Source organism: Allobosea sp. GW821-FHT03A12 (assembly GCF_058986765.1).
This window is the reverse complement of sequence record NZ_JBYSVZ010000005.1, coordinates 485,404-505,073: the sequence shown is the minus strand read 5'-3', so window position 1 is coordinate 505,073 and position 19,670 is coordinate 485,404. Positions and strand designations below refer to the sequence as shown.

Genomic DNA, 19,670 nt, shown 5'->3' with positions numbered 1-19,670 from the left:
CATGCGCGATAGCATCCGCATCGGCTGCGGCGCCGGCTTCTGGGGCGACAGCCCGGAGGGGCCGCGCCAGCTCGTCCGGCAGGGCGGCATCGACTATCTCGTGCTCGACTATCTGGCCGAGATCACCATGTCGATCCTCGCCCGGATGAAGGCGAAGAACCCGGCGCTCGGCTATGCCACCGACTTCGTCTCGCTGGTGATGAAGCCGCTCGCCCGCGAGATCGCGGAAAAGCGCATCCGCGTCGTCACCAATGCCGGCGGCGTCAATCCGGAAGCCTGCCGCGACGCCTTGCTCGCCGCGTTCAAGGAGGCCGGCGTCGACCTCAAGGTCGCGGTCGTCACCGGCGACGACCTCTCGGGCGAGGCCGAGCGGCTGCGCGCCGCCGGCGTCACCGAGATGTTCTCCGGGGCGCCCTTCCCCGAGAAGATCGCCAGCATCAACGCCTATCTCGGCGCCTTCCCGATCGCGGCCGCGCTCGCAGCCGGCGCCGATGTCGTGGTGACCGGGCGCTGCGTCGACTCGGCCGTGGTGCTCGGCCCGCTGATCCATGAATTCGGCTGGACGCCGGAGGACTATGACCGGCTTTCGGCCGGCAGCCTTGCCGGCCACATCCTCGAATGCGGCGCGCAGGCGACCGGCGGCATCGTCACCGACTGGCGCGAGGTCGCCGGCGACTGGGCCGATATGGGCTTCCCGGTCGCCGATTGCCGTGCCGATGGCAGCTTCGAAATCGGCAAGCCGGAAGGCACCGGGGGGCGCGTCATTCCTTCGAGCATCGCCGAGCAGGTCGTCTACGAGGTCGGCGATCCCGCCGCCTATATGCTGCCCGATGTCTGCTGCGACTGGTCCCAGGTGCGGCTCGAAGCGACCGGCTGCGATCGCGTCCGGGTTTCCGGTGCGCGCGGACGGGGACCGTCCAGCAGCTACAAGGTCAGCGCCACCTATGCCGACGGCTATCGCTGCACGGCGACGATGATGATCGTCGGCGACGAGGCGGCCGAGCGGGCCGAAGCGGTCGCGAGAGCGATCCTTGCCCGCTGCGGCCGGCTGATCCGCGAGGCCGGCTTCCCGGACTTCGCCGAGACTTCGGTCGAGACGCTCGGCGCCGAGGCGAGCTATGGCGCCCAGAGCCAAGCGCGGGCGACGCGTGAGGTCGTGCTGAAGATCGGCGTGCGCCATCCTTCCAAGGAAGCGCTGCAGATCTTCGCCCGCGAGATCTACCCGGCCGCGACCGCGATGGCGCAGAGCCTGACCGGCTTCGCCGGTGGCCGGCCCGAGCCGCAGCCGGTGATCCGGCTGTTCTCCTTCCTGATCGACAAGGCCGAGCTGAACCCGACTGTGAGCCTCGGCGAGACGAGCCTGCCGGTGCCGGCGCATATTCCTGCGGCGATCGCGAACGCGCCCTGGCCTGCCAGCGCAGACGCAGAGGTCGTGGAGGCGACCGGCGAGACAGTCACCGTCCCGCTCATCGCCCTCGCCTTCGGCCGCAGCGGCGACAAGGGCGACATCGCCAATATCGGCGTGATCGCGCGCGATGCCGCCTTCCTGCCCTGGCTCCGGCGCGCGCTGACGCCGGAGGCTGTCAGCCAGCACTTCGTCCACCATGTCGCGGGCAAGGTCGAGCGCTTCGACTGGCCAGGCCTCGTCGGATTCAACCTCGTCATGCATCGGGCGCTCGGCGGCGGCGGCATCGCCTCGCTGCGGCATGACCCGCAGGGCAAGGCGATGGCGCAGGTGCTGATGAGCCTGCCGGTGCCCGTCCCTGCCGCCTGGCTCGCACCGGGCGGCCCCCTCCACGGCTCCAAGACCACGGACGACGCATGATGACGGCTCCGGACGACAACCCGCCGTTCCGCAAGGTCCTGATCGCCAATCGCGGCGAGATCGCCTGCCGGGTGATCCGGACCTTGCGCGAGATGGGCATCGCCTCGGTCGCGATCCACCACCCGGTCGAGGCCCGCGCCCGGCATGTGCGCGAGGCGGACCAGGCGATCGAGATCTTCGGCGAGACGCCGGTCGCGGCCCATCTCGACATCGCCCAGATCGTCGACGCCGCCCGCGCCGTCGGGGCCGACGCGATCCATCCGGGCTATGGCTTCCTCTCAGAGAATGCGCGCTTTGCCCGCGCGGTGGCCGAGGCTGGGCTCAGCTTCATCGGCCCGGATGCCGATACCATCGCGCTGATGGGCGACAAGATCTCGGCACGCCAGTTCGCCGCCGACCATGGCGTGCCGGTCGCGCCCTCGGTGATGCCGACGCAGGACCTCGCCGAATTCACTCGCCAGGCGACGGCCATCGGCTTCCCGCTGCTGATCAAGGCAGCGGCAGGCGGCGGCGGCAAGGGCATGAGCATCGTACGTTCGGCCGATGAGCTGGAGGGCGCGGCACGCCTCGCCGCGAGCGAGGCGCAGCGCTATTTCGGCGACGGACGCGTCTATGCCGAGCTTTTCGTCGAGCGGCCCCGCCATATCGAGGTGCAGGTCTTCGGCGACGGCAAGGGTGGCGCGATCCATCTGTTCGAACGCGAATGCTCGGTGCAGCGCCGTTTCCAGAAAATCATCGAGGAGGCGCCGGCGGCGAACCTGCCGGTGGCCTTACGCGACGAGATCTGCGCCTCGGCCGTCAGGCTCGCCGCGGCCTCGAACTATCGCAATGCCGGCACGGTCGAATACATCCTCGGCGCCGATGGCCGCTTCTTCTTCCTGGAGATGAACACCCGCCTGCAGGTCGAGCATCCCGTCACCGAGATGATCACCGGGCTCGACCTCGTACGCATGCAGATCGAGATCGCCGCCGGACGCGACCTGCCCTTCGCGCAAGATGAAGTCACGGCCAATGGCCACGCCATCGAATGCCGGATCTGCGCCGAGGATCCCGAGCGCGACTTCCTGCCGGAGACCGGGACGATCCTGCATCTCGATGCGCCGCAGGCTGCATTCTTACGCTTCGAAAACGCGCTCGATCGCGGCCAGCGCGTCACCGCCGATTTCGATCCGATGCTGGCCAAGCTCGTCGCGCATGGGCCGGACCGGACCGGCGCGACGCAGCGCGCCATCGCGGCGCTGCACGATCTCGCTTTGCTCGGGGTCAAGACCAATATCGACTACCTCGCCCGCGTCCTCGGCCACCCCGCCTTCGCCGCCGGCGAGCTGCACACCGGCTTCGTCGCCCAGCACAAGGCGGCGCTCACCGCCGGCGAACCGGATGATGCGACACGCGACAAGGTTCTGATCGCCGCGGCGCTCGGCCTGCGCGATTTCCGCGATCTCATCCTCGGCGTGCCCGAGCCGCAGGCCTCGATCGGGCACTGGAGGAACTGAGCATGGTCCTCAAGCTCGATCTCGACGGCACCGTCCACCACGTCACCATCCTGGCGCGCCGGCCGCATCTCATCCTCTCGGTCGATGGCCGCCGGCATGTCGTCGAAGCACTAGACGAAGCCGGTGATGGCAGTCGCCAGCTCACTGTCGATGGCGAGCCGGTCGCCTTCGCCCGCGCCGGCAGCGCCGATGGCGCGATCATTCGGCTGGACGGACGCAGCTTCGCCCTGCGCCGGCGCGATGCCGCGGAAGCCTCGGCCGCTGGTGGCGGCGCCAATGTCGTGCGCGCGCCGATGCCGGGCACGGTCGTCGTGGTGCACAAGCGCGTCGGCGACAAGGTCCAGCGTGGCGAAACGGTCGTCACCATCGAAAGCATGAAGCTGCAGATGAAGCTCGATGCGCCGCGCGACGGCGAGATCGCCGAGATCGCGGCGCGCGAGGGCGAAGGCTTCGACAAGGACGCCGTCCTCGCCCGTCTCGCGGCTCCGGCGGAAGGCTGACCCGATGTCCAGATTGCAATCCTCGATCAACACCGCCTCCGCCGATTTCCGCCGCAACGAGGCGCATAACCGCCGCCTCGTAGCCGAGTTCAAGGCGAAGCAGGAGGCGGCGCGCCACGCCCGCCCGCAGCGCGACCTCGACCGGCTCGCCCGCCAGCAGAAGATGCCGCAGCGCAAACGCATCGAGATGCTGCTCGACCCTGGCACACCCTTCCTGGAGCTGTCCTCGCTCGCGGCGAATATGGCCTATGGCGGGGAATCGCCCTCGGCCAGCTCGATCGTCGGCATCGGCATGGTCTCAGGCCGCGAGGTGGTGATCCGGGCCGACGACCCGACGGTGAAGGGCGGCGCCTGGTATCCCCTCACGGTCAAGAAGATCGTCCGCGCCCTCGACATCGCCATGGAGAACCGCCTCCCGGTCGTGCATCTCTGCGATTCCGCCGGCGGCTTCCTGCAGCTCCAGTCGGAACTGTTTCCGGATCGCTATATGGGCGGGCGGATCTTCCGCAACCAGTCGATGCTGTCGAAGATGGGCGTGAAGCAGCTCGCCTTGGTCTTCGGCCATTGCACCGCGGGCGGCGCCTATATCCCAGGGCTTTCCGACTACAGCGTCATCGTGCGCGGCACCGGCGCGGTCTTCCTCGGCGGTCCGCCCCTGGTGAAGGCGGCGACCGGCGAGGACGTCACGGTCGAGGAACTCGGCGGCGCCGAGATGCACACCAGCGTCTCGGGCACCTGCGACTACCCGGCCGACAGCGAGGAGCACGCCATCGAGATCGGCCGCGACATCGTCTCGCAATGGGACCGGCAGCCGCGCTGGGAAGCGCAGCGCGAGGCGCCGGAAGAGCCGTTCTACGATCCCGCCGAGATCTACGGGATCGTGCCCGACGATATCAAGAAGGCCTTCGACATGCGCGATATCATCGCGCGTGTCGTCGACGGCAGCCGCTTCCATGAATACAAACCGAACTACGGCACCACCCTGGTCTGCGGCTTTGCCAATATCTGGGGCTTCAAGGTCGGAATCCTCGCCAATAACGGCGTGCTCTTCAACGATTCGTCGATCAAGGGCGCGCATTTCATCGAGCTCTGCAACCAGAACAACACGCCGCTGGTCTTCCTGCAGAACATCACCGGCTACATGGTCGGGCGCGAATACGAGCGCCGCGGCATCACCAAGGACGGCGCCAAGATGATCATGGCGCAGAGCTGTTCGCGGGTGCCGAAGTTCACGGTGATGTGCAACGGCTCCTTCGGCGCCGGCAATTACGGCATGTGCGGGCGCGCCTTCGACGGGCGGTTCCTGTTCTCCTGGCCGAACCACCAGATCGGCGTGATGGGCGGCGACCAGGCGGCGAACACGCTGGCCGAGGTCAAGGCCAACCAGATGAAGCGCAATGGCGGCACGGTCGACCAGCGCGCGATCGACCAGCTCTGGGAGGAGACGCGCAAGGCCTATCAGGAGCAGCTCTCGGCCTACCACTCGACCTCGGAGCTCTGGGACGACGGCATCATCGACCCGCTCGACACCCGCAATGCGCTCGGCGTGGCGATCTCGGCCTCGCTGAACGCCCCGCTCGGCCCGCCCGGCTACGGCGTCTTCAGGTTCTGATCGATGCCGGGAGCGCTGCGCCTCTATCTCGATTTCGCCTCGCCCTATTCCTATTTCGCGCTTCGTCCGCTGGTGCGACTGGCGGAAGAGCATGGCCGGGCGCTGGATCTCAGGCCGATCCTGCTCTGGGCGGTGTTCAAGCAGCAGGGCGTCGTCAACCCGCTGGAGAAGCCGGCACGGCGGCGCTATTTCCTCGAGGACGTGACCCGCTCGGCCGAATTCTTCGGTCTGCCCTTCCGTGTCCCCGAGCCGCTGCAGATTTCCGCCCATCTCGCCGGCCGGCTCTATCACGGCTGGACCGCGATGCGGCCACAGGACGGTTTGCGCCTGGCGGGCGAGATCTTCGAGGCCTTCTTCGCCAGGGCTGAGAATATCGCCGACCCGGCCGTGCTCGCCGCCCTGCCTTGCCTCGCAGGCGAGACGCCGGAAGCGATCCGCGCCATGATCGACGGGGCCGAGGGCCGCCAGCGCCTGGTCGAAGCCATAGACGAGGCCTGTGCGGCTGACATCACCGGCGTGCCCTTCGTCACGCTGGACGGCGAGAGCTTCTTCGGCGCCGACCGCCTGCCGCAGATCGCCTGGCGGCTGCAGCATGGCGCGAACAGGAGAGTGTGATGAGCGACGACAGGCTCGCCGGGGCGCTGAAGGCGACGCCCTTCATCGATGCCAATGCGCCGGCGATCCGCGCGTTCGTCGAGCGGCATGCCGGCACCGGCCCGGACCGCTACCGCGCCGTGCGGCTCTACTACGCCGTCCGCGACGCGATCCCCTACGACCTGCGCTATTTCGGCATCGAGCGCGACATCTTCGTCGCCTCGCGCTGCCTGGAGGCGAAGGGCTCGTTTTGCGTGCCCAAGGCGGTGACGCTCGCCGCGGTTTGCCGCGCCGCCGGCATCCCGTCCCGCGTCGGCTTCGCCGATGTGCGTAACCACCTCGCTTCGCCGCGCATCCTCGAGCTGATGGGCACCGACGTCTTCCGCTGGCACGCCTATACGCTGCTCCATCTCGAAGGGCGCTGGGTCAAGGCGACGCCGGCCTTCGACCTTGCCTTCTGCGCCCGCTTCGAAGTCGAACCGCTCGATTTCGACGGCAGCACGGACTCGATCTTCCAGCCCTTCGACGCGGCAGGCCGCCAGCACATGGACTATGTGCTCGACCGCGGGGATCATGACGAGATGCCGTTCGAGGCCTTTCGCGATGCGATGCAGCAAGCCTATCCTCGCCTGATCACGGCGATGGCGGCCGAGCGCGCCGCCCTCGCCGGCAAGTCCCATCCGAAACCCGTCCTGGGAGAACAGTCATGACCGAAACAGTCGTCATCGTCGGCGCGGCCCGCAGCGCGATCGGCAGCTTCGGCGGCTCGCTGTCCGGCCATGCTCCTGCGGCGCTGGGTGGGCTCGTCGCCGGTGAGGCCCTGCGGCGGGCGAAGCTCGAACCCGGCGAGGTCGGCCATGTCGTCTTCGGCAACGTCATCCCGACCGGGCCGCGGGACGCCTATCTCGCCCGCGTCGCGGCGGTCGAGGCCGGCATCCCGGTCGAGACGCCGGCGCTGACGCTGAACCGGCTCTGCGGCTCAGGCGCGCAGGCGGTCGTCTCGGCAGCCCAATCGATCATGCTCGGCGACGCCGAGACCGCGCTCGCCGGCGGCGCCGAGGTGATGAGCCGCGCCCCGCACCACCTCACCGTCGCCCGCTTCGGCCAGCGCCTCGGCGACACGACCATGCTCGACGGCCTCACCGGCGTGCTGACCGACCCGTTCGGCAACGGCATCATGGGCATCACCGCCGAGAACGTCGCCGAGAAATACGGCATCTCACGCGACGAGCAGGACGCCTTCGCCGCCGAGAGCCAGCGCCGGGCCGGCGTCGCCATCGCCGAGGGCCGCTTCGCCGACCAGATCCTGCCGATCGAGGTGACCAAGGGGCGCGCGCAGATCTCCTTCGCCACCGACGAATATCCCAAGCCGGAGACGACGACGGAGAGCCTCGCCAAGCTGCCGACGGTGTTCAAGAAGGGCGGCAGCGTCACTCCAGGCAACGCCTCGGGCATCAATGACGGGGCGGCGGCGATCGCCCTCGCCTCGGAGCGGCGCGCCAAGGCCGGCGGCATGACCCCGCTCGCCCGCATCGTCGGCTACGCCCATGCCGGCGTCGAGCCGGGCCTGATGGGCATCGGCCCGATCCCGGCCGTGCGGGCGCTGCTGAAGCGGACCGGGCTGTCGATCGGCGATTTCGACGTCGTCGAATCGAATGAGGCCTTCGCTGCGCAGGCGCTCGCCGTCTCGCGCGAGCTCGGCCTCGATCCGGCCCGCACCAATCCCGATGGCGGCGCGATCGCGCTCGGCCACCCGGTCGGCGCGACCGGCGCGATCCTGATCGTCAAGGCGCTGTCGCATCTGCGCCGCACCGGCGGGCGCTACGGCCTGATCACCATGTGCATCGGCGGCGGCCAGGGCATCGCGCTGGCAATCGAGCGCCTCTGAGGGCGGGCGCTAGGTTTCAGCGCGGAAACGAACAGTCCGCGTCATCCCGGACAAGCTGCGAAGCGGCTCTGATCCGGGATCCATTCCTGAGCCTTTCCGAACGAGGTTCAGGAATGGGTCCCGGGTCTTCGCTCCGCTACGCCCAGGACGACTCGGTCGAGGGTGGGCAGGCGGCGCTCGCTCCGATCGCAATTCCTCCACACTGAGCAGCTACGCAGCACGCTTCGCTGGCGTTTGCCGGCGGCCATCCCGGTCTTGCGGCTTGCCGCCGGCTGGAAGATTGGCGGTCGTCCGTAGACCATTCCTCCCATCCCGATCAGAACACACGCAAAAGTAGACCTTTTTCGCCGCCGATTTTATAAGACGGCTAACGAATTTCGCGGCATAATCCGCCGCTTGACCTCTTCGATTCCCGCCTGAAGGAGCGCCCTCCCCACGATGAACGCCGCCGAGAGCACCACCGCCATCCTGATCCACCTCGCCGGTTCGGTGGCGCTGCTGATCTGGGCGGTCAGGCTCGTGCGGACCGGCGCGACGCGGGCTTTCGGTCCCTCGCTGCGGCAGGGCCTCGCCCGCTTCGCCGGCAACCGCGCCTCGGCAATGGCGAGCGGGGCGGTGGTGACGCTGATCCTGCAGAGCTCGACGGCGACGACGCTGCTGCTCTCCTCCTTCGCCGGGCAGGCGCTGATCGGCCTGCCCATGGCCTTCGCCGTGCTGCTCGGCGCCAATGTCGGCACGGCGATCGCGGCCTTCCTGGTCTCGTTCGAGCTCGGCTGGCTCTGGGGGGCGTGCCTTGCCGTCGGCGTCGCGCTCTATCTCGCCAACGAGGCGATGAACCGCGCCCGCAATATCGGGCGCCTGATCGTCGGCATCGGCCTGATCCTGCTCTCGCTCGCCGAGCTCAAAACCGCCTCGGCGCCGCTGGCACAGTCGCCGGTGTTCCGCTCGGTGTTCGAGGCGCTGGCGAGCGAGCCGCTGCTCGCCGTCGCGATCACCGTCGCGGCGACCTGGCTGACCCATTCCAGCCTCGCCATCGTCCTGCTGATCGCCTCGTTCTGGGCCGGCGGCCTCTTCCCGGCGCCGACCGCGCTGATCCTGATCGTCGGCGCCAATCTCGGCAATGCGCTGGTGCCGGTGCTCGACCAGCTCGGCGCGCCCGTCGTGCAGCGCCGCGTCGCGCTCGCCAACCTGCTGACGCGCATCCTGATCGCACTGGTCGTCATCCCCTTCGCCAAGCCGCTCTCGGTCTGGTTCTCGGCGCTGTCGCATGATCCGTCGCGCCTGGCGGTCGAGATCCATCTGGCGCTAAACATCATCGGCGCCATCGCCTTCCTGCCCTTCGTCAAACCGATCGCGGCGCTGGTCACGCGCCTGACCCCGGCCAAGCCCGAAGCCGAGCAGCGCATCCGGCCGCTCTATCTCGACCCCGGCCTGCTCGACAGCCCGCCCGAAGCCCTTGCCAGCGCAATGCGCGAGACGCTGCATCTCGGCGACCGGGTCGGTGCCATGCTGAAGGACCTGCAGGTCCTGCTGGAGCAGGACAAGCTCGCCCTCTCGCGCGAGATCGCGGCCGCGGACGACGGCGTCGACACGATCCACGAGGCGATCAAGCTCTATCTCGTCAAGCTCTCGCGCCGCCCACTCGGCGAGGAGGACAGCCGGCGCCTGTTCGAGATCATCACGGCGACCACCAATCTCGAGCATATCGGCGACATCATCGACAAGAACCTGCGCGAGCTCGCCGAGAAGAAGATCCGCAAGCGCTACCGCTTTTCCGAGGACGGCCTCGCCGAGATCCGCGATTTCCACGCGCGGGTCAGCCACAGCCTGCAGCTGGCGCTCAACGTGCTGGCCACGCGCGACATCGGCCTCGCCCGCCAGCTCTTCGACGAGAAGAGCGCGATGCGTCTCGCCGAGCGCATCGCGACCGAGAAGCACTATGAGCGCCTGCGCAGCGGGGTGACGGAGTCGCTCGAGACCTCTTCGATCCATCTCGACGTGCTGCGCGACCTGAAGCGCATCCACGGCCACATCACCTCGATCGCCTATCCGATCCTGGAGGCCGCCGACGAGCTCCGCGAGACCAGGCTGCGCAAGGCGGAAGAGCAGCCTAGCAACGACAGCTACGGCCTCGCCCTGCCGCACAAGCCCGCCTGACGCGGAGAGGCCCCGGCTGGCGCGCCTGCGCTTGACAGCCCGCGGGATTGACCGAGCTTAAGGCCCGAGGCTCGGGAGCATCATGGATCGCATCGACGCGATGAAGGTATTCATCGCCGCGCTGGACGAGGGCAGCCTCGCCGGAGCGGGACGCCTGCTCGGCCGCTCCCCGGCCGCCGTCAGCCGGGCCGTCGCCTTCCTGGAGCAGCAGGCCGGCGCGCCGCTGCTCTACCGCACGACCCGCTCGATCCGGCTGAGCGAGATCGGCGAGCGCTATGCCGATCTCTGCCGGCGTGTGCTCGCGGACCTGCAGGAGCTGGAGGCGGTCGGCGCCGGTGAGCAAGCGACACCGCGCGGCACCTTGACGATCACCGCGCCACCGATCAGCGGCGAGGAGATCCTGCGGCCGATCATCGACGCCTTCGTCGAGGCTCACCCCGCCGTATCGGTCAATCTCGTCCTGCTGGTGCGCGGCGCCAACCTGGTCGAGGAAGGGATCGACATCGCCTTGCGCATCCTCGACCTGCCGGATTCCGCGATGACCGCGATCCGCATCGGCGGCGAGGTTCGGCTGGTGACCGTCGCCTCGCCGCGCTATCTCAGCCAGCATCCGCGCATCGACGAGCCCGGCGATCTCGCCAAGCACAGCATCATCGCTTGCACTGATTTCGGGCGCGATTCCTGGACCTTCCCCCCTGCCAAGGGCGGATCGGTTCCCCGCTCCGTCCAGTTCAAGCCGCGGCTCGTCGTCAACAGCGTTCGCGCCGTGCGGGGAGCCGTGCTCGGCGGGCTCGGCGTCACCCGCCTCCTCACCTACCATGTCGCCGAGCAGGTCCAGGATGGCGCGCTGCAGCTCCTGCTGCGGGATGCCGAGCCGCCGGCGCGGCCGGTCAACCTGGTGATGCCGCAGGGCCGCTCCAGCGTCCCGAAGGTCCGGGCCTTCCTCGATTTCGCCGTGCCGCGGCTGCGCGCCGAGTTCGCGCGGCTTTCAGCCGAGTCGGCCGCGCTGCGATCCTGACGGCCTCATTATTCCACTTGAAGGAAGAATGCCTGCCTGTCAGCGAGCATTCAACCGAAACGCGGGACACTCCAAATTCCCCTCACCAGGCCGGACAGGCCCTCAGCGGCGCTCCCGCTCGCTGACGAGACAGTGAGGAACATCATGAGCAATGAACGGAAGGTCGCCATCGTCACCGGCGCCTCGCAGGGCATCGGCGCTGCGCTGGTGAAGGGGTTCCGCGACCGCAATTATCGGGTCGTCGCGACATCGCGCTCGATCAAGCAGGGCAACGACTCCGACATTCTCGCCGTGCCCGGCGACATCGCCGACCCGGCGACCGCCGAGCGGGTCGTCCGCGAGGCGCAGGCCCGCTTCGGGCGCGTCGACACGCTGGTCAACAATGCCGGCATCTTCATCGCCAAGCCCTTCACCGACTACACGGCCGAGGATTTCCAGGCCAAGATCGCGACGAACCTCGCCGGCTTCTTCCACATCACCCAGCAGGCCGCAGCCGCCATGCTGAAGCAGGGCTCCGGCCACATCGTCAGCATCACCACCAGCTTGACCGACCATGCGGTCACGAGCGTGCCCGCCGCCCTCGCCAACCTGACCAAGGGCGGCATCAACTCGGCGACAAAGGCGCTGGCGATCGAATACGCCACCCGAGGCATCCGGGTGAATGCGGTCTCGCCCGGCATCATCAGGACCCCGATGCATGCGCCGCAGACTCACGAGTTCCTGGCGGGCCTGCATCCGGTCAAGCGCATGGGCGAGATCAAGGACATCGTCGACGCCGTGCTGTTCCTGGAGAGCGCTCCCTTCGTCACCGGCGAGATCCTGCATGTCGACGGCGGCCAGAGCGCCGGCCACTGACACATCACGCCAAGCGATAGGAGGCTGCCATGCCGATCGTCACCATCCAGATCACCCGCGAGGGCTCCGGCCCGGGCCGCAGCGCCGCCACCGCCGAGGAGAAAGCCAGGCTCATCGCCGGCACCAGCCAGTTGCTGCTCGATGTCCTGGGCAAGCCGCTCGATGCGACCTTCGTCGTGATCGAGGAGGTCGAGCTCGACAATTGGGGCTGGGGCGGCCTGCCGGCCGCGGAGTACCGCAAGCAACGCGCCGCTGGCTGAACCAGCTCCAGCCCAATCCTGCACTGCGGATGGGCTGACCTTCGCCTTTGAAATCAGCGGGCCGCGGCGGAGATTGGCCGCTGCCCGCTCATCCCTCGCGAGGAACGATCATGACCAGCCCCGTACAAGCGCGACTGCTCGACCTGTTCGGCATCGAACTGCCGATCATCCAGGGTCCGATGGCCCTCGCGAGCACGCCCGAGATGGTGATCGCCGTCAGCGAAGCCGGCGGCCTGGGCTCACTGGCCGGCGCGCAATACGATGCGGCGGGCCTGCGCGCCGCGTTCGACACGGTGCGGGCCGGGACGCGCCGGCCGATCAATGTCAACTTCTTCTGCCACACGCCCCCGGCCGCCGATCCTGCCCGGCAGGCGGCCTGGCTGAAGCGCCTCGACGGCTACTATGCCGAGGCCGGTCTCGACCCGGACATGCCGAAGACGCCGAGCGGGCGCACGCCCTTTGACGCAGGCCTGGCAGGCGTGGTCGAGGAGTATCGCCCCGAGATCGTCAGCTTCCATTTCGGCCTGCCGGCGCCGGAGCTGTTCGACCGCGTCAAGCGGACCGGCGCCAAGATCATCGCCTCCGCCACGACCGTGCCCGAAGCGCGCTGGCTGGCCGAGCGCGGTGTCGACGCGGTCATCGCCATGGGCGCCGAGGCCGGCGGCCATCGCGGCATCTTCCTGAACGACCGGATCTCCGAGCAGGTCGGCACCTTTTCGCTGGTGCCGCAGGTTGTCGATGCGGTCTCCGTCCCGGTGATCGCCGCCGGCGGCGTCACCGACCGGCGCGGCGTGAAAGCCGCCTTCGCGCTGGGAGCCGCTGCCGTCCAGGTCGGCACCGCCTATCTGTTCACGCCCGAGGCCGAGGCCAAGATCTCGGCGATCTACCGCAAGGCGCTCGGCATGAGCGAGCGGCCGACCGCGCTCACCAACTTGTTCACCGGGCGGCCGGCGCGCGGCATCGTCAACCGCGCCATGGCGGAGCTCGGCCCGATCTCGGAGCTCGCCCCGGCCTTCCCGACCGCCGGCACGGCGCTGGGACCGCTGCGCAGCGCCGCGGAAGCCGCCGGCCGCGACGATTTCACCCTGCTCTGGGCCGGGCAATCCTTCCCGCTCGCCAAGCCGATGTCGGCGGCGGCGTTGACGCGGATGCTCGCCGGCCTCGACGCCTGACGAGGACGGCTGGGCTCGACGTCACCTGGCCCTTGCCCCGCCGGCGAAGGCGGCGGCGTTCCGATCGGCCGGGTGCTCGCTGCCGGCGACGCGATGCCCTGAAACAGGCAGGGCCCGCGCGCGTTCGACGGCGAGACGCACGGCCGCGGGGACCGGCTCGATGATCGGCACGGAAAAGCGCGATCTCAGGGCGGCGGCGTGCACGGCGAGCGGCCCGCCGCCGATGATGATCGCCTCGGCTGCGTCCTCCAGGATTGCGATCTCGCATGCCTGCGCAAGGCTCGCCTCCAGCAGCGCCGGCTGGCTCATGACGCTGTCGACATCGCCTTCGGTCAGCCGGACGCCGGCGAACTGATCGGCGTAGCCATAATTCTCGACGAGCTGGCCGATCGCCGCGACCAGATCCGGCGTCGTGGTCACGATGGAGAAGCGCCGCCCGCCCCGGGCAGCCTCGATGATCCCGGCCTCAGCGATGCCGGTGACCGGGATCGACAGGCTTTTCTGCAGATGCCCGAGCCCGGGGTCGCCGAAAGCCGAGATGATGATGCCCGAATAGGTCTCGGGATCCGCCTGTCCGGCCAGGCTGATCACCTCCGCGGCGCTGGCCGAGAGCTTCTCGCTGTCCGAGATCAGCGGCGCGCCGCTCGCTGCCGTCGCCCCTTCGACGCGCTGGCCGGGGCCGGCCGAGCGTTGCGCGATCTCGACCATCTCCTGCGTCGTCTTGCTGTTGGTGTTCGGGTTGATCAGTAGAAGCGGCCTCATGGGATGGTCCTCGCTCGCGGCATGGGCGGTCGATCGGCGATGCCGCGACCGCCCGGCCACTATCCTGGATGATGCGCAGACAGCGCGGGGCAATGCCGTCAGAGGTCGAGCAGCTTCTCGACATTGCCTTTGACGAGACGGTGGATTTCTTCCGAGGTGAACTCGAGATCGAGAAGCGAGGAGATCAGGATCCGCATGCCCTCGACCGGCGTCGGCCCCGAGCGGATGCCGTAATCGGTGCCGACCACGAAATGCTCGAGTCCGATCTCCCGCATCTGCCTCGCCCAGGGCACGATGCCGCTGAATGCGTCCGGCGAGCTGGCGATGCCGGCGATCTCATCGCGCCATTCGCGCTCGACATAGTAGTTGCTCCGCGGCAGCCCGCGATGGAACATCCAGTCGGAGACGCAGCCCTCCAGCAAGGCGCCCTTCCCTGCTAGCTGCTTCTGCTGCTCCGTCGTCAGCCTGACGCGGGCGGGATGGGCGACGACGATCTTCCTGATGCCGAACTGCACGGCGAGGTCGACGAGCCGGATCGTTTCCTCGGCCGAGACATGGCCGGTGTTCAGGTGGACGTGCGGATGATCGGCGATCAGCTGGAGGATTTCCGCCAGCTCGTCTGGGACCGGGCCATCCAAGGGAATGCGGACCGCGCGCGAGAGTTCGTCCTTGGCAAATTTGGGATAGCGATCCTTGAACAGGACCGGCTTGCCGTCGACAAACGAGCCCTCATGGCTCGCCATGAAATGGGTGCAGTGCGCGCCGAAATGCACGAATTTGGCGCCGGCTCCGTAGTAGAGCGCGGTCTTGACGGCGCGCGGATTGAGCCCCCCCAGATTCGACGTCAGGATGATCCCGCCGAAGATCTCGATCCCCGGAACCTGCCGGCTCACCAATTCGGCGGTGCCGGTGCTGACGCCGAGGGTGTGGTCATAGAACATCAGGGCCTTCATGCCGGCCGCCTTGGCCTGCTCGGCGATCTGGAACGGGTCGAGCCGCCCGGGACAGGATTTGAGCCAGGGGCCACTGTGGATATGGATGTCGGAGGTCCCGCGGATCAGCACATCCGGCAGATCCATCGAGCGATCGAAATAGGTCTCGCCGGGAAGCTTCTGCGTTTCGCCGCCGGACGGCATTTGAACGGAACTCAAGATCTCGTCTCCTCGATTAAAGATGGTTCGGGCATCGGAGCCGGAGAGCGGCAATCGGCTTTCCGGCTCCGTTCGGCGTGGCACTCAGCGATGCCTCGCCTTCGCGATCGCGCCCGGTGTCACGGCGTCACCGCCGACCCGGTCTGCGACGGCAGGGCGTCGGCGGCCGAGGCCGATTCCTTGCGGATGCAGAAGAGGATCAGCACGACGGCGATCATCTCGACGCCGGCGATGATGTACAGGCCGGTCGAATAGCCGCCCGTCGCCGTCTTGATCGCGCCCAGCAGCTGCGGAGCGAAATAGCCGGCGAGGTTGGCGATCGAGTTGATCAGCGCCAGGCCCGCGGCCAGCGCGGTTCCCGACATGAACCGCGGCGGCAGGTTCCAGAACACCGGGATCGAGCCCATGGTTCCGGCCGCCGAGAGCGCCAGGGCGATGATCACGCCGATCGGGCTTCCGGCCCCCTGGGCAAGCGCCGCGAGCACCAGGCCCGAGGCGCCGAGGGTCGCGGCGCAGGCCGTATGCCAGCGCGATTCCTGGCGGCGTCCCGACAGCCAGCTGTTGACCATCATGCCGAGCCAGCCGAACAGGAAGATGCCCGACATGATCCAGCCGACCACCCTGATATCCGTGAAGCCGGCCGCCGTGATCAGGCTCGGGCCATAGAAGAACAGGGTCGCGTTTCCGGCGATGATGCAGAACAGCGTCGGGATCAGGATCCAGATCGCGCCGGAGCGCAGCAGCGCGAAGAAGTTGTGCTCCCTGTGGCTGTTGTCCCTGGCCTCCTGCTCCAGCTCGAAGGTGACGTGAGCCTTCTCCCTGGCGCTGAGCCAGCTGGCGTTGCCCGGCTTGTCGGTCATGACATAGACCGCCATCAGGCCGAGGATGATCGAGGGGACGCCCTCGATGATGAACAGCCACTGCCAGTCCTTGGCGCCCATCACCCCACCCGTAGCGGTCATGATGTAGGCCGCCAGGGGGCTGCCGACCAACAGGGCGATGGGAGAAGCGGACATGATGATCGCGATCGCCCGGGTACGCCGGGCCGCCGGCAGCCAATAGGTCAGATAGAGGATGAGCCCGGGATGAAGCCCGGCTTCGAAGGCGCCCTGGAAGAAGCGCAGTACATAGAAGTGCCAGGGCTCGGTGCAGAAGGCCATGAGAACGGAGGCAACGCCCCACCCCACCGCGATCCGCATGATCGTCTTGGGAGCGCCGATCCTTTCGAGGACGAGGTTGCTGGGGACCTCGAACAGGAAATAGCCCAGGAAGAAGATGCCGGCGCCGGCACCGTAGACGGCCTCGCTCCAGCCGAGGTCGCTCAGCATGGTGAGCTTGGCGAAACCGACGTTGACGCGGTCGATCCAGGCCAGAATGTAGACGATGGTGGCGAACGGCAGGATGCGGAACAGGATCTTCCGGAAGGTCTCCGTTCGCTCGTCCGCGGTCGACATCGTCGATGCCGTCGAAAATGGTGTGCTCACTGCTATCCTCCCATAGCGATGTGCCTTTGCAGGACCGTCGCCAAGACTGGCCCGCAAGGCCCGAGATCGGCTCCGGTGCAGCTCCCCACGTCGTGCCGCCACTGAAACGGCGGCGTTTCGCCTTATCGTTCTCGACGCGGCCGCACCTTTGCTTGCGACACGCTATGAAAAACACTTTTCATATAACTCGTCTACAAAAATTTCTTTCGACCGTGCCACGCTGCATCTGAACGCGCGATCGCGCAGAAAATCTCACTTTTCTGGCAGCAAAAACCAATACCGACGGTTGCAACTGCGCCAAAAATGAGAGATTTCGTAAATGAGAGAACGAATCTAATTTCTGTGAAAATCGTCTTTCATGAGGCGAGACGTGAAGCCTGCCGAAGACAAATCCTTCCTCCAGCGCATTCGCCGCGAGTTGCACCAGATGCACCCGACCGAGCGGCGGCTGGCCAATTTCGTGCTGAGCTTTCCGGGGGAACTGGCGAGCTACACCGCCTCGGAGCTGGCGCGGCTCGCGAACGTCTCGAACGCCACCGTGTCGCGCTTCGTCCAGAGGCTCGGATACACGAACTATGACGAGGCACGCCGCCATGTCCGCTCCGAGCAGAGGTCGGGCGCGGCGCTGTTCAGGGTCGTGTCGCCGGTCGACGAGCCCGACCAGATCCTGCAGGCGCATCTGCACCAGGCGCACGCCAATATCGACCGCTCCTTCGAGACGATCTCGCTTCCGGAAATCGATGCGGTCGCCCAGGCGATGCTGTCAGCGCACCGGGTCTGGATCATGGGATTCCGGACCAGCCAGTCCTTCGCCACCTATCTGCACTGGCAAACGCTGCAGATCCTGGAGAACTCGTCGTACATCCCCCAGTCCGGCCAGACCCTGGCCGAGCATATCGCCAGCATCCGCAAGGATGACTGCGTCATCATCTTCGGCATTCGCCGGCAAATCCGAACCTTCCCGCGCATCGTCGAGCAGATCTCGAAGACTTCGGCCAAGATCCTCCTGATCACCGACGACGACAGCCGCAAGGCCCAGCCGGTCACCTGGCATTTCCGCTGCCAGACCGCCGCCTCCGGCCCGCTCTACAACCATGCAGCCGTAATGGTGCTAACCCATCTCCTGGCGACAAGGGTGCTGGACCTCGCCGGCGCAAGTCGGCGCCGACGCCTGTCGACGATCGAGGCGCTCCACGACGCCCTTCAGGAGATGTGACGGCTCCCGCCGCGATTGCGCCCGGCCGGAGCCGGGCGCGTCCGAGCCTTACTCCAGCGGGCCGACGGCGCTCTCGACCGCTTCGACGATCGAGCCGGAGCGCAGCAGCGCCAGCGCCTGGTTGATCTCGGTGGCGTACCAGCGGTCGCCCTGGAGCGCGGGCGGGATGACCGCTCGCACCGCATCGAGCGCGGCGCGGCTGCCCTTGGCGATCGGGTAATCCTTGGCGAGATCGTCGACGAGGCTGAGCGCCTGGCAGGCCATCAGGATCTCGCAGGCAAGGATCTGCTCGACATTCTCGACCACGGTGCGGGCCTTGCGGGCGCACCAGGTCGAGTTCGAGACATGGTCCTCGGCATTCGACTTGCCGGGAATCGAGTCGACCGAGCCCGGTGTCGAGAGGTGGCGGTTCTCCATCACCAGCGCCGACATCGAGCACTGCACGGTGGCAAAGCCGGTGTTGAGGCCGCGCTTGCCGGCGAGCAGGTTGCGCGGCAGGCCGTAGCTCATAGTCGGATCGATCAGGCGCGCCAGCCGGCGCTCGGAGATCGAGCCGAGATCGGTGGCGGCGATGGCGAGCAGGTCCATGGCCTGCGCGACATAGGCGCCGTGGAAATGGCCGGCCGAGATGCAGACATAGCCGTCGCCGTCCTTGCAGATCAGCGGGTTGTCGGTGGCCGAGTTGATCTCGGTGGTCATCACCCTCGTGACGAACTCCATCGCCTCGCGCACCGGGCCGTGGACCTGCGGGCCGCAGCGGATCGAGTAGACGTCCTGCACGCGCGGCGGCGCCTTGCTGCCGGGGGCACGAGCCTCGTCCGGGAAGACGAGCTGCCGGGCCGCCTCGCCGCAGCGCTTGGAATCGCCGGCGATGCGCAGGATGTTGCGCGCCGTTGCCGCCTGGCCGGGATGCGGGCGCGCCTTGTGGACGCGCGGATCGAAGGCGGCGAGCTCGCCGCGGATGCACTCCAGCGTCAGCGAAAGCGCGATGTCGGCATGCTTCTGCAGCCGGCGCGCATCCTCCATCGCCAGCACGCCGACGGCGAGCGAGACGGTGGAGCCGTTGATCAGCGCCGAGGCATCCTTGGCTGCGAGCGGGAACTCGGTCGAGAGCCCAGCACGCTGCAGCGCCTCGCGGGCCGGCATGCGCACGCCCTTGTAGATCATCTCCGCTTCCGGGAAGCCGCAGATCGCGCCCGACATATGGGCGAGCGGCGCAAGGTCGCCGGAGGCGCCGACCGAGCCCTTGGACGGGATCACCGGGTGCAGACCGGCATTCAGGCATTCGAGCAGGCGCTCGACCACCTCGACGCGCGGGCCGGAATAGTTCGAGGCGAAGGCGTTGGCGCGCAGCAGCATGGTGGCGCGGGTCGCGTCCTCGGACAGCGGCTCGCCGATGCCGGTCGCATGGGCATAGACGGTGTTGCGCTGATAGTCGGTCATCTCCGACATCAGCACGCGCTGGTCCTTGAACAGGCCGACGCCGGTGTTGAACGAATACATGAACGGCGCATCGTCGCTCATGAAGTTCGTGTCGATATAGTCGCGCGCCTCGGCGATGCGCTCGCGCGCCTCCGGCGCGAGCGTCGCGGCGGCGAAGCCGGCCTCGCCGTCGGCGCGCGCGACGCGCACCACCTGCTCCGCGGTCAGTGTCGTTCCGTCGATCGCGACGCTCATGGT

General features: G+C 67.9%; 17 protein-coding genes. 13 read left to right on the top strand and 4 right to left on the bottom strand.

Annotation, left to right across the window (positions count from 1 at the left end; genetic code table 11):
- Position 1 precedes the first annotated feature (1 nt).
- From AC3WLC_RS21055 to AC3WLC_RS21000, 12 genes are all read left to right on the top strand, one after another.
- A complete protein-coding gene (locus AC3WLC_RS21055) occupies positions 2 to 1,825 on the top strand; it encodes an acyclic terpene utilization AtuA family protein (RefSeq protein ID WP_493685865.1) in 1,824 nt (607 codons plus the stop codon).
- Positions 1,825 to 3,321 carry an acetyl-CoA carboxylase biotin carboxylase subunit gene (locus AC3WLC_RS21050; protein WP_493685864.1) on the top strand — a complete coding sequence of 499 codons (1,497 nt, stop codon included), beginning with the start codon at positions 1,825 to 1,827 and terminating at the stop codon, positions 3,319 to 3,321. Before AC3WLC_RS21055 ends, AC3WLC_RS21050 begins: the two co-directional genes overlap by 1 nt.
- A 2-nt stretch (positions 3,322 to 3,323) precedes the next feature.
- Positions 3,324 to 3,821 carry an acyl-CoA carboxylase biotin carboxyl carrier protein subunit gene (locus tag AC3WLC_RS21045; RefSeq protein WP_493685863.1) on the top strand — a complete coding sequence of 166 codons (498 nt, stop codon included), beginning with the start codon at positions 3,324 to 3,326 and terminating at the stop codon, positions 3,819 to 3,821.
- Positions 3,822 to 3,825: 4 nt separating this feature from the next.
- Positions 3,826 to 5,433, top strand: coding sequence for an acyl-CoA carboxylase subunit beta (locus AC3WLC_RS21040; protein WP_493685861.1), 1,608 nt, complete (start codon positions 3,826 to 3,828; stop codon positions 5,431 to 5,433).
- A 3-nt stretch (positions 5,434 to 5,436) separates the two neighbouring features.
- On the top strand, positions 5,437 to 6,048 hold the full coding sequence (locus tag AC3WLC_RS21035) for a 2-hydroxychromene-2-carboxylate isomerase (RefSeq protein ID WP_493685860.1): 612 nt from the start codon (positions 5,437 to 5,439) through the stop codon (positions 6,046 to 6,048).
- The gene (locus AC3WLC_RS21030) at positions 6,048 to 6,737 is read left to right on the top strand and encodes a transglutaminase-like domain-containing protein (RefSeq protein ID WP_493685859.1); all 690 of its coding nucleotides are present in this window, start codon (positions 6,048 to 6,050) and stop codon (positions 6,735 to 6,737) included. Before AC3WLC_RS21035 ends, AC3WLC_RS21030 begins: the two co-directional genes overlap by 1 nt.
- The gene (gene bktB, locus AC3WLC_RS21025; RefSeq protein WP_493685858.1) at positions 6,734 to 7,915 is read left to right on the top strand and encodes a beta-ketothiolase BktB; all 1,182 of its coding nucleotides are present in this window, start codon (positions 6,734 to 6,736) and stop codon (positions 7,913 to 7,915) included. Before AC3WLC_RS21030 ends, bktB begins: the two co-directional genes overlap by 4 nt.
- A gap of 438 nt (positions 7,916 to 8,353) precedes the next feature.
- Positions 8,354 to 10,072: a Na/Pi cotransporter family protein gene (locus tag AC3WLC_RS21020; protein ID WP_493685857.1), complete on the top strand. Its 1,719-nt coding sequence runs from the start codon at positions 8,354 to 8,356 to the stop codon at positions 10,070 to 10,072.
- Positions 10,073 to 10,154: 82 nt separating this feature from the next.
- Positions 10,155 to 11,090, top strand: coding sequence for a LysR family transcriptional regulator (locus AC3WLC_RS21015; protein WP_493685856.1), 936 nt, complete (start codon positions 10,155 to 10,157; stop codon positions 11,088 to 11,090).
- A gap of 144 nt (positions 11,091 to 11,234) precedes the next feature.
- Positions 11,235 to 11,945, top strand: coding sequence for an SDR family NAD(P)-dependent oxidoreductase (locus AC3WLC_RS21010; protein WP_493685855.1), 711 nt, complete (start codon positions 11,235 to 11,237; stop codon positions 11,943 to 11,945).
- A gap of 29 nt (positions 11,946 to 11,974) precedes the next feature.
- Positions 11,975 to 12,205 (top strand): tautomerase family protein, encoded by a 231-nt coding sequence (locus AC3WLC_RS21005; protein ID WP_493685854.1) that lies wholly within the window; start codon positions 11,975 to 11,977, stop codon positions 12,203 to 12,205.
- Between the two features lie 110 nt (positions 12,206 to 12,315).
- Entirely contained in the window at positions 12,316 to 13,377 is a 1,062-nt protein-coding gene (locus AC3WLC_RS21000) for an NAD(P)H-dependent flavin oxidoreductase (protein WP_493685853.1), read from the top strand.
- Between the two features lie 21 nt (positions 13,378 to 13,398).
- Here the strand turns inward: AC3WLC_RS21000 and AC3WLC_RS20995 are convergent, their stop codons facing one another.
- The 3 genes from AC3WLC_RS20995 to AC3WLC_RS20985 all read right to left on the bottom strand — a co-directional run bounded on the left by AC3WLC_RS20995 (position 13,399) and on the right by AC3WLC_RS20985 (position 16,744).
- Complete coding sequence (locus AC3WLC_RS20995; RefSeq protein ID WP_493685852.1) at positions 13,399 to 14,139, bottom strand: aspartate/glutamate racemase family protein; 741 nt, start codon at positions 14,137 to 14,139, stop codon at positions 13,399 to 13,401.
- Positions 14,140 to 14,237: 98 nt separating this feature from the next.
- A complete protein-coding gene (locus AC3WLC_RS20990; RefSeq protein WP_493685851.1) occupies positions 14,238 to 15,290 on the bottom strand; it encodes a DUF6282 family protein in 1,053 nt (350 codons plus the stop codon).
- A gap of 119 nt (positions 15,291 to 15,409) precedes the next feature.
- Positions 15,410 to 16,744: an MFS transporter gene (locus AC3WLC_RS20985; protein WP_493685850.1), complete on the bottom strand. Its 1,335-nt coding sequence runs from the start codon at positions 16,742 to 16,744 to the stop codon at positions 15,410 to 15,412.
- A gap of 400 nt (positions 16,745 to 17,144) precedes the next feature.
- Here AC3WLC_RS20985 and AC3WLC_RS20980 point away from each other — a divergent pair, with 400 nt between their 5' ends.
- Positions 17,145 to 17,990 carry a MurR/RpiR family transcriptional regulator gene (locus AC3WLC_RS20980; RefSeq protein ID WP_493685849.1) on the top strand — a complete coding sequence of 282 codons (846 nt, stop codon included), beginning with the start codon at positions 17,145 to 17,147 and terminating at the stop codon, positions 17,988 to 17,990.
- 48 nt (positions 17,991 to 18,038) lie between these two features.
- Here AC3WLC_RS20980 and AC3WLC_RS20975 read toward each other — a convergent pair whose 3' ends face one another.
- On the bottom strand, positions 18,039 to 19,667 hold the full coding sequence (locus tag AC3WLC_RS20975) for an HAL/PAL/TAL family ammonia-lyase (protein ID WP_493685848.1): 1,629 nt from the start codon (positions 19,665 to 19,667) through the stop codon (positions 18,039 to 18,041).
- Positions 19,668 to 19,670: the final 3 nt, after the last annotated feature.

Bases quoted from the DNA above. Each gene is read 5' to 3' on its own strand.
- AC3WLC_RS21055 (WP_493685865.1), top strand. From the start codon at position 2: ATGCGCGATAGCATCCGCATCGGCTGCGGCGCCGGCTTCTGGGGCGAC.
- AC3WLC_RS21050 (WP_493685864.1), top strand. From the start codon at position 1,825: ATGACGGCTCCGGACGACAACCCGCCGTTCCGCAAGGTCCTGATCGCC.
- AC3WLC_RS21045 (WP_493685863.1), top strand. From the start codon at position 3,324: ATGGTCCTCAAGCTCGATCTCGACGGCACCGTCCACCACGTCACCATC.
- AC3WLC_RS21040 (WP_493685861.1), top strand. From the start codon at position 3,826: ATGTCCAGATTGCAATCCTCGATCAACACCGCCTCCGCCGATTTCCGC.
- AC3WLC_RS21035 (WP_493685860.1), top strand. From the start codon at position 5,437: ATGCCGGGAGCGCTGCGCCTCTATCTCGATTTCGCCTCGCCCTATTCC.
- AC3WLC_RS21030 (WP_493685859.1), top strand. From the start codon at position 6,048: ATGAGCGACGACAGGCTCGCCGGGGCGCTGAAGGCGACGCCCTTCATC.
- bktB (WP_493685858.1), top strand. From the start codon at position 6,734: ATGACCGAAACAGTCGTCATCGTCGGCGCGGCCCGCAGCGCGATCGGC.
- AC3WLC_RS21020 (WP_493685857.1), top strand. From the start codon at position 8,354: ATGAACGCCGCCGAGAGCACCACCGCCATCCTGATCCACCTCGCCGGT.
- AC3WLC_RS21015 (WP_493685856.1), top strand. From the start codon at position 10,155: ATGGATCGCATCGACGCGATGAAGGTATTCATCGCCGCGCTGGACGAG.
- AC3WLC_RS21010 (WP_493685855.1), top strand. From the start codon at position 11,235: ATGAGCAATGAACGGAAGGTCGCCATCGTCACCGGCGCCTCGCAGGGC.
- AC3WLC_RS21005 (WP_493685854.1), top strand. From the start codon at position 11,975: ATGCCGATCGTCACCATCCAGATCACCCGCGAGGGCTCCGGCCCGGGC.
- AC3WLC_RS21000 (WP_493685853.1), top strand. From the start codon at position 12,316: ATGACCAGCCCCGTACAAGCGCGACTGCTCGACCTGTTCGGCATCGAA.
- AC3WLC_RS20995 (WP_493685852.1), bottom strand. From the start codon at position 14,139: ATGAGGCCGCTTCTACTGATCAACCCGAACACCAACAGCAAGACGACG.
- AC3WLC_RS20985 (WP_493685850.1), bottom strand. From the start codon at position 16,744: ATGTCGACCGCGGACGAGCGAACGGAGACCTTCCGGAAGATCCTGTTC.
- AC3WLC_RS20975 (WP_493685848.1), bottom strand. From the start codon at position 19,667: ATGAGCGTCGCGATCGACGGAACGACACTGACCGCGGAGCAGGTGGTG.